Annotated in this window: 9 protein-coding genes; 5 read left to right on the top strand and 4 right to left on the bottom strand. The window is 67.1% G+C overall.

Features of this window, described 5'->3' with window-relative positions; translation table 11 throughout:
* The 4 genes from AB7U92_RS17300 to AB7U92_RS17285 form a co-directional block, all read right to left on the bottom strand.
* On the bottom strand, nucleotides 1-919 hold a 919-nt coding region (locus tag AB7U92_RS17300), incomplete at its 3' end, for an asparagine synthetase B family protein (protein WP_428579599.1).
* Nucleotides 916-1821 carry a hydrolase 1, exosortase A system-associated gene (locus AB7U92_RS17295; RefSeq protein ID WP_428579596.1) on the bottom strand — a complete coding sequence of 302 codons (906 nt, stop codon included), beginning with the start codon at nucleotides 1819-1821 and terminating at the stop codon, nucleotides 916-918. The genes AB7U92_RS17295 and AB7U92_RS17300, both read right to left, overlap by 4 nt.
* Complete coding sequence (locus tag AB7U92_RS17290) at nucleotides 1818-2642, bottom strand: hydrolase 2, exosortase A system-associated (RefSeq protein ID WP_428579594.1); 825 nt, start codon at nucleotides 2640-2642, stop codon at nucleotides 1818-1820. The genes AB7U92_RS17295 and AB7U92_RS17290 overlap by 4 nt, the downstream gene beginning before the upstream one ends.
* Nucleotides 2639-2890, bottom strand: a complete 252-nt coding sequence (locus AB7U92_RS17285) for an acyl carrier protein (protein ID WP_428579591.1) — start codon at nucleotides 2888-2890, stop codon at nucleotides 2639-2641. Before AB7U92_RS17285 ends, AB7U92_RS17290 begins: the two co-directional genes overlap by 4 nt.
* A 288-nt stretch (nucleotides 2891-3178) precedes the next feature.
* On the opposite strand from AB7U92_RS17285, the gene AB7U92_RS17280 reads away from it, so the two are divergent.
* Genes AB7U92_RS17280 through AB7U92_RS17260 form a run of 5 tightly spaced genes read left to right on the top strand, consistent with a single transcriptional unit; the run spans nucleotide 3179 to nucleotide 7965 of the window.
* Complete coding sequence (locus AB7U92_RS17280) at nucleotides 3179-4456, top strand: methyltransferase domain-containing protein (protein WP_428579588.1); 1278 nt, start codon at nucleotides 3179-3181, stop codon at nucleotides 4454-4456.
* Nucleotides 4413-5552 (top strand): NAD-dependent epimerase/dehydratase family protein, encoded by a 1140-nt coding sequence (locus AB7U92_RS17275; RefSeq protein ID WP_428579585.1) that lies wholly within the window; start codon nucleotides 4413-4415, stop codon nucleotides 5550-5552. The genes AB7U92_RS17280 and AB7U92_RS17275 overlap by 44 nt, the downstream gene beginning before the upstream one ends.
* Nucleotides 5549-6349 carry a sugar phosphate nucleotidyltransferase gene (locus tag AB7U92_RS17270; protein ID WP_428579582.1) on the top strand — a complete coding sequence of 267 codons (801 nt, stop codon included), beginning with the start codon at nucleotides 5549-5551 and terminating at the stop codon, nucleotides 6347-6349. The genes AB7U92_RS17275 and AB7U92_RS17270 overlap by 4 nt, the downstream gene beginning before the upstream one ends.
* Before the next feature lie 34 nt (nucleotides 6350-6383).
* Nucleotides 6384-7067 (top strand): PIG-L deacetylase family protein, encoded by a 684-nt coding sequence (locus tag AB7U92_RS17265; protein ID WP_428579579.1) that lies wholly within the window; start codon nucleotides 6384-6386, stop codon nucleotides 7065-7067.
* 10 nt (nucleotides 7068-7077) lie between these two features.
* Entirely contained in the window at nucleotides 7078-7965 is an 888-nt protein-coding gene (locus AB7U92_RS17260; protein ID WP_428579576.1) for a glycosyltransferase family 2 protein, read from the top strand.
* Nucleotides 7966-8060 lie beyond the last annotated feature (95 nt).

Below are 8060 nucleotides of genomic sequence, written 5' to 3'. Positions count from 1 at the left end.
CCAGGCGTGGCAGTGCCTCGACCACGTCGGCCGGCGTCACGTAGTACTCGCCATGCGCACACCCGAAGTGCCGGGCCGCGATGCGCGCGTACTCGGTTTCGTCGAATCCGGGCACGTCGAAGCCGATCGAATAGGCCGGGGCCGGCCGGCCGGAGACCCGGCACAGCATGCCGTTGACGGTCGAACTGTCGGTGCCGCCCGAAAGAAAGGCGCCAACCGCTGCGCCTTCGGTCGACTCGCCGACCGCCGCCTCGAGCAGGGAGACGAACTGCGCCTTGAGCTTGCCGAAGTCTGCCGCGTCGTCCTCGGCAAACCGGATCTGCCAGAACTGTTGGGGTTCGCGCGCGGCGCCATCGCCGAACTCGATGTACTGCCCTGCGCCCAGGCGCTGCATCCCCTGGTAGATCGTGTCCGGCCCGGGGCAGACGTGGTAGTAGAGATAGTCGTAGATCGCCTGGGACGACAGCGCCGGGTGCACGTCCGGGTGGCCGCAGAGCGCGTCGAGGGAACTGGCAAACAGCAGGGTGTCGCCGAGCCTCGTGTAGACCAGCGGGTGGATGCCGATGCGGTCGATCGCCAGCCAGCCGCGCTGCCGCGTCGAGTCCCATGCGGCCAGCGCGAAGTCGCCCCCCAGGTCGGCCAACGCCTCGCGGCCGCGGGCACGCAGTGCGTCGGCGATCTGCTCGGCTGCGGCCAGACGCTGCGCCCCGGCGCGCAGCCGGGGGTGGCCCGCCAGAATCAGGGTCATGCCCTCGTGCTGCGACAGCCGCGGCCGTGCGTTGCCGCCGTATGCTGCCAGCGCCGCCCCATGCGGCAAGGCGCGGTCGGCGCCGTCGCCAGCGCCCACGCCTGCCAGCATGCCCGCCAGGGCCTCGTGCGGCGCCGCCGCGCCCCCGAACCAGCCGCATAGTCCTCTCATGTGTCCTCGCTGATCGATGGTCTGTCGGCCGCCAGTTCCTGCAACCATTGGCAGGTCACGGCCTCGACGCGCTCGGCCCACGGCCGGCTGGAAAAGGTGTGGTCGGCACTGGCGACATCGGCACGCTGAACGCCGGGACGCTGCAGCAGGCCGCGCCACTCGGGCGATGCCGATGTGTACTGCAGGAACTCCAGTGCCGTGAGGTCCTTTTCACTGATGAGAAGCAGTGTCCGGCCGGTGAAGGCGCGAAGTCCCGCCGCCATGCGCGACTGGAACGACGCTGCCACGCCACGGTTCGCAGCGGCGGGGCGCCTCAGGGCGTGCCCGAGGTTGTCGCGCAGGGAGCGCCACGAACCACGCCAGTCGAAACGACCGCCCAGCAGCTTGGCCCAGAACTCGCGCTGGAGCAGCCGTGCGCCGTAGTAGTGCTTGACCCGCGTGGCGGCCAGCGTTGCATCGCTGCGCGCCCAGGGGTTGGCGAGGACGAGCCCGGCCACGCGCGGGTCTGCGGTCGCGAACATCATGGCCGCGGCCGCCGCGTCGCAGAGCCCCCAGACGACGAGCCGACGTGCCCGCGGCACGAGCCGGGCCAGTGCATCGAGGGCCGCCTGCACGTCGTCACCCACCTGCTCGAAGCTGCGCAAGTCACCTTCGCTGTCGCCCATGCCGCGGTAATCGAAGCGCAGGCACGGCACGCCGTGCGAGGCCGCGGCACGCGCGAGACGGACGAACTGCCGGTGGCTGCCGACCCGGTACTGCGGCCCGCCGACGACCACCAGCATCGCCACGTCGAGCGCGTCGTCGTCGTGTGCCGGCCTGGTCAGCACCCCCCACAGGCGCTCGCCGCCGCAGTCGATCTTGACCGCTTCGTCGTGCAGCGCAACGGAGGTGGCCCGGGTCATGCCACGCCCACCCGTTCCAGCGACAGGGAGATCAACGCGTCGCAGTCCTCGATCTCCTGCGTCTGCCAGAACTGAGGACCGCGCACGAGGTCGAGGCTGACGTCCCGGCCAGCCACTTGCCAGCCGCTGACCAGCCGCTGCGCGGCGGCCGTGGGTTCGGCGTTGTCGGCGTGAGCCACTTCCAGCCAGGCGATGCGCCCAACGGATCCGGGAGGCGGCTTGAACTCGGCCTGTTTCAGTGACGCGGCCAGTTCGGGCGCAAGCTCGTAGCCCCCGAGTTCGACCGTCTCGCCATCGGCCAGGCGCTGCGCCGGCGTGCGATCCGCCGGTGTCGCCTTCTCGGCGCCGACGATGCGCGCGCCGGCATGCAATCGTAGGAACTGCTGCAGCACGACGGCACCCGACACGGCAGGCTGCCACAGCAGCAGATGCGCGTCAGGGCGGGTCTCCAGCAGGGGCGGCAGCAGCAGGGCGCCGGCGCGCACTCCCCACAGCCACAGCGGGCGATCGGCGGCGGCGCCTCGGACCTCGTCGCGCAGGTCGGATACCCAGTCTTCCCATCGAGCGGCGCGGAAGTCGCCGGCACTGTCGCCGCAGCCGGCCAGGTCGGGCTGCAGCACGCGCCAGCCGGCTTGCGCGAGATCGCGTGCGAGCCTGGCGCACATTCGGCGCGACTTGTTCATTTCCTCGGCGAAGGCGTGCGCCCACAGCACGGTACCGATGGCCTGCCCATCGGCGGGCTCGGAGATCATGACGAATCTGTGACCGCCCGACCCCGGCACGAAACGCGCCGACTGGGCCACCGGCCGGCCCGTCGTCATGCGTTGAGCTTGGACTCGACGAACTGCACGAGGCTGCTCACGGACTCGAACGTGCGTCCGTCGACCTCGTCGTCGTCGATGGCGAATCCGAAGCGCTCTTCCAGTGCCGTGAGGATGGACACCACTGCCATCGAATCCAATTCCGCCACGTGTCCCAACAGCAGAGACGAACCATCCAGCGGCCTGGCACCGGCTGGCAGGTTGAGGACGGACTGAAGGGTCTGGATGACTTGCTGTTCGGTGTTCACGGCGACGCTCTTCGGGAGTGAGGCGATGACGCCTGACTGGCGCCCTCGCGGGGTGCCGGCGGATTGTAGGTGTCGCCCGGACATGGGCAGCCCCCCTGTTGCAGGTGCGCGCCGCCGGTGTCGGGCTCGCGTGTGAAATAGTCTTCCTGCATGGCGCGGGAAGCATGGGCACCCTGCGCTTTGGGGGGGGGCGTGCGCCCTGCACAGCCTTCAACAATGCGATCATCTGCACACTCCGCACACATGCAGTCGCAGCTGCGCCTACGCGCCAACCGACGCCCGTCCCTCATGAGCAACAGCGAATTGAACCTGGCCCAATCAACCTCCGGCAGCGCACGCAGCTTCCACTGTCGCTTCTGCCGCGCCCCGCTCAAGACGACCTTCGTCGATCTCGGCCTGTCGCCCTTGTGCCAGACGCACACCGCGCCCGAGCAACTGCATGAGATGGAGCCGTTCTACCCGTTGCATGCCTACGTCTGCGACGAGTGCCGGCTGGTGCAGTTGCAGGAGTTCGTCTCGCCGCAGAGCATCTTCTCCGAGTACGCCTATTTCTCGTCGTACTCCAGCAGCTGGGTCGAACATGCCAGGCGCTACGCGCACATGGCGATCGATCGTTTCGGCCTCGGCGCCGGCAGCAAGGTGATGGAGATTGCCAGCAACGACGGCTACCTGCTGCAGCACTTCGTCGCCGCCAAGGTGCCGGTTCTGGGCATCGAGCCGGCGGCCAACGTGGCGAAGGTGGCCGTCGACAAGGGTGTCCCGACCACGGTGAGGTTCTTCGGCCGCGAGACGGCTGCCGAGATTGCCCGCGAGCACGGCCGGCCCGATCTTCTGCTGGGCAACAACGTGCTGGCGCACGTGCCCGACCTGAACGACTTCGTCGCCGGCATGAAGGTGCTACTGGCGCCGAGCGGTGCGATCACGATGGAGTTCCCGCATCTGCAACGTCTGATGGCCGAGAATCAGTTCGACACCATCTACCACGAGCACTTCAGCTACTTCTCGTTCGTGGCGGTCGAGAAGGTGTTCGCCCACCATGGTCTGACGATGTTCGACGTCGAGGAACTGCCCACGCACGGTGGCTCGCTGCGGATCTATGCACGCCATGCCGAGAACGAGGCGCTGCCTGTGGGGCCCCGGGTGGGTGCGCTGCGCCAGCGCGAGATCGACGATGGCTTCCTGACGATGGAGCGCTATCGCGGTTTCGGCGAGAAGGTGATGGAGACAAAGCGGAAACTGCTTGCGTTCCTGATCGATGCGAAGAATCGCGGCAAGAAGGTCGTGGGCTACGGAGCGCCGGGCAAAGGCAATACGCTGCTGAACTACTGCGGCATCCGTACCGACTTCCTCGACTTCACCACCGACGCCAACCCCTACAAGCAGGGCAAGTTCACGCCGGGCACGCGCATCCCGATTCTCGCGCCGGCAGCGATCCGCGAGGCCCGGCCTGACTACGTGCTGATCCTGCCGTGGAACCTGAAGGATGAAATCAGCCGCGAGGCGTCGTACATTTCAGAGTGGGGTGGCCGGTTCGTGGTCCCCATCCCCGAAGTCAGGGTGCTCTGACCGCAGCGAACACGGGCGGCCGTTGGGGTGCCCGCCAATCACTACAACGAAAACCAGCATGAAGATTCTCGTCACAGGCACCGAGGGCTACATCGGTGCGCGCTTGGCCCCGTGGCTGCAGTCCCACGGCCATGAGGTTGTCGGGCTCGATACCGGCTTCTACCGCGACGGCTGTCTCTACCTCGACCCGATCGGTCTGCAGGTCATGCCCCGCACGGTCTTCAAGGACCTGCGTGAGGTCACGCCCGACGACTTCGCCGGTTTCGACGCGGTGATCCACCTGGCCGAACTGTCCAACGACCCGCTCGGTCAGAACCGTCCGGAGATCACCTTCAAGATCAATCACGAAGGCTCCGTGCGCATCGCCGAGGCGGCGAAACGAGCGGGGGTCAAGCGCTTCGTCTATGCCTCGTCGTGCAGCGTCTATGGCGTCGGCACCGGTGACTTCCTCGACGAGCAGGCGCCTGTGAATCCGCAGACCGCCTACGCGCAATGCAAGGTGCTGGTCGAGCGCGATCTGCTGCCCATGGCCGATGACAAGTTCTCGGTCGTCTTCCTGCGCAACGCCACGGCTTACGGTCCGTCGCCGAGAATGCGCTTCGACATCGTGCTGAACGACCTGTGCGCCTTGGCGTGGACGAAGAAGAAAATCGCGATGGTCAGCGATGGCAGCCCCTGGCGACCGATCGTGCACATCGAGGACATCTGCGAGGCGATGCGTTGCGCGGCAGAGGCGCCAGCGGACGCGGTCAACGGCCAAGTCTACAACGTCGGGCGCGACGGCGAAAACTACCGGATCCGCGAGATTGCCGAGATCGTCGCCGCCGCGTTCCCGGGCTGCGAAGTCAGTGCGGGCCCGCCGAGCAAGGACAACCGAAGCTACCGCGTGTCGTTCGAGAAGATCGCCACCAAGCTGCCGGGCTACCAGGCCCGCTGGACCGCGCAGCTCGGTGCGGAGGAACTGCGCAAGCTGTTCGAGCGCATCGACTTCTCCCAGGAGACTTTCGAGTATCGCGCCTTCACCCGACTGAAGCAGCTCAAGTACCTGCAGCGAACGCATCAGGTGGACGACGACCTGTTCTGGAGTGCCCGATGAAAGTCGTCCTGTTCTGCGGCGGTCTCGGCACCCGACTTCGCGAGCATTCAGAGACCATCCCGAAGCCGCTTGTCAACATCGGCATCCGGCCGATCATCTGGCACCTGATGCGCTACTACGCCCACTACGGGCACAAGGACTTCGTCCTCTGCCTGGGCTATCGCGGCGACCTGATCCGCGACTACTTCCTGAACTACAACGAGTGCATGTCGAACGACTTCGTCATGTCCGAGGGCGGGCGCCGCATCGAGCCGTTGCGCACCGACATCGCCGACTGGCGCATCACCTTCGTCGACACCGGCATGCACTCCAATCTCGGCCAGCGCCTGCTTCGCGTGCGCGAGTACCTGGACGGCGAGGAGATGTTCCTGGCGAACTACTCCGACGGCCTGTCCGATCTGCGACTGGACAGCTACATCGAGGACTTCAAGCAGCGCGGCGTCATCGCCGGTGGTCTGGCGGTCCGTCCTTCGCAGAGCCTGCACGCGATCCGCGTCGACGAACAGGGCGTGGTCAGTGCCATCGAGAGCGTGCGAGACTCCGACTACTGGATCAACGGTGGCTTCTTCTGTCTTCGGCGCGAGATCTTCGACCACCTGCACGAGGGTGAGGAACTGGTCGAGCAGCCGTTCCAGCGTCTGATCGCCAAACGGCAGCTCTGGACCCATCGTCACTCGGGCTTCTTCGCCTCGATGGACACGTTCAAGGACAAGATCACGCTCGACCGGATGGAGGCACAGGGCAACTGCCCCTGGATGGTTTGGCGGCAGCCCGCGCCGGCCACCCCGGCGTTGTGAGCACGGTCGTCACCAACGGCTTGCGGGTGGGTGGATGCTGAAGCTGCAACCGCTCGCAGCGCCGGGTGAGCCCCTGCACGTGCTGTGCGTCGGCGCCCACAGCGACGACATCGAGATCGGCTGCGCCGGGACCCTGCTCGAATGGCTGGGCAGCGGCTGCCGGCTGGAATTGAGCTGGATGGTGCTGACCGGGGAGAGCGAGCGCCGAGTGGAGGCGACTCGCAGCGCTCGTGCCCTGCTTCGTCGTGCCGAGTCCGTCAGCTACTACTTTGGCGGGTTCCGCGACGGCTTCCTGCCGGCGCAGTACGAACAGGTCAAGGCCTTCTTCGAGCAGGTTCGCCAGCAGGTGTCTCCAGGTCTCGTGTTCACTCATCGGCTGGAAGACCGGCACCAGGACCACCGCCTGGCCGCCGAGCTGACCTGGAACACCTGGCGCGACCAGATGGTGCTCGAGTACGAGATCCCCAAGTACGAAGGTGATCTCGGCCAGCCCAACGTGTACGTGCCGCTGTCGGCTCAGGTGGCACGGCGCAAGGCCGCTCATCTGCAGCGGCATTTCGGCACGCAACGGTCGAAGGCTTGGTTCAGCGAAGACACCTTTCTCGGCCTGAGCCGCTTGCGTGGCATCGAGTGCCGTGCCGAAGGCGGGCATGCCGAGGCCTTCCATGTTCGCAAGGCATGCCTTACCGTGGGCCCGTCCGCCGGCCGGAGTCGCTGAAGAGGTCGGGATGGCAGGCGCGCCCATCGTCAGTGTCGGCATGCCGGCCTACAACAGCGAGAAGACGCTGCGCCAGTCGATCGACTGCCTGCTCGGGCAGGCGCTGTCCGACCTTGAACTCGTGGTGAGCGACAACGCCTCGACGGACGGTACCTGGGACATCCTGCAGGACTACGCACGCCGCGATCCACGCGTCAGGCCGATCCGGCAGAGCGTCAACATCGGCGCCAACGGCAACTACAGCGCCGTGTTCCTGGCCTCTCGAGGTCGCTACTTCAAGTGGGCCTCGTCGAATGACTGGTGCGCGCCGCGCCTGCTGCAGGCCTGTGTCGATCGGCTCGAGGCCGATCCGGGCACGGTGCTGGTCGCACCACGCACGAGACTCTTCGAGTCCGATGTCGACGACGCGGTCGACTACCGTGACGACATCGCCTGTCGCGACGAGAGCCCGGTACAGCGCTTCATCCATGTCGGCACGCACCTGGCGCTGAACAACGTCATGAACGGCGTGGTGCGTCGCGACGCACTGGCGAAGACGCGGCTGATCGAACACTATCCGGGAGCCGACGTGGTGCTGGTCGCGCACCTGGCGCTGCTCGGCAAGATCGAACTGCTCGACGAGGCGTTGTTCTACCGCCGCATGGATGCGGCCACGGCGACCCGTCTGATGAGCTCGGCCGACGTGCATCGCCACCACTACCCCGTGCCGACCTGGCGCGCCAGCCTGCCGTCGTGGCGGCTCGCCGCGGGCTGGCTGCGCGTCGCGCTGCTGACCGGCGGATTGTCGCTGCGTGATCGCACGGCGGCCGTGGACTGGGTGCTCAGGCGCGCCTACTGGAGTCGCGCTGACATCGGGCGCGACCTGGTCGAGCTGCTGCGCCTGGGGCGGCGATCCTGAGTCGATGCGCGGCGACGGGGACCACGAGGCCAGCGCTCGCTCGCTGGACCATTCGCTGGTCTCCGGCATGGCCTGGACCGCGGCGTTGCGCTGGC

Source organism: Piscinibacter sp. (assembly GCF_050175855.1).
In the GTDB taxonomy this organism is placed as follows: domain Bacteria; phylum Pseudomonadota; class Gammaproteobacteria; order Burkholderiales; family Burkholderiaceae_C; genus Piscinibacter.
Note: the sequence above shows the minus strand (reverse complement) of the source record. Positions and strands in the feature narration are given on the sequence as shown.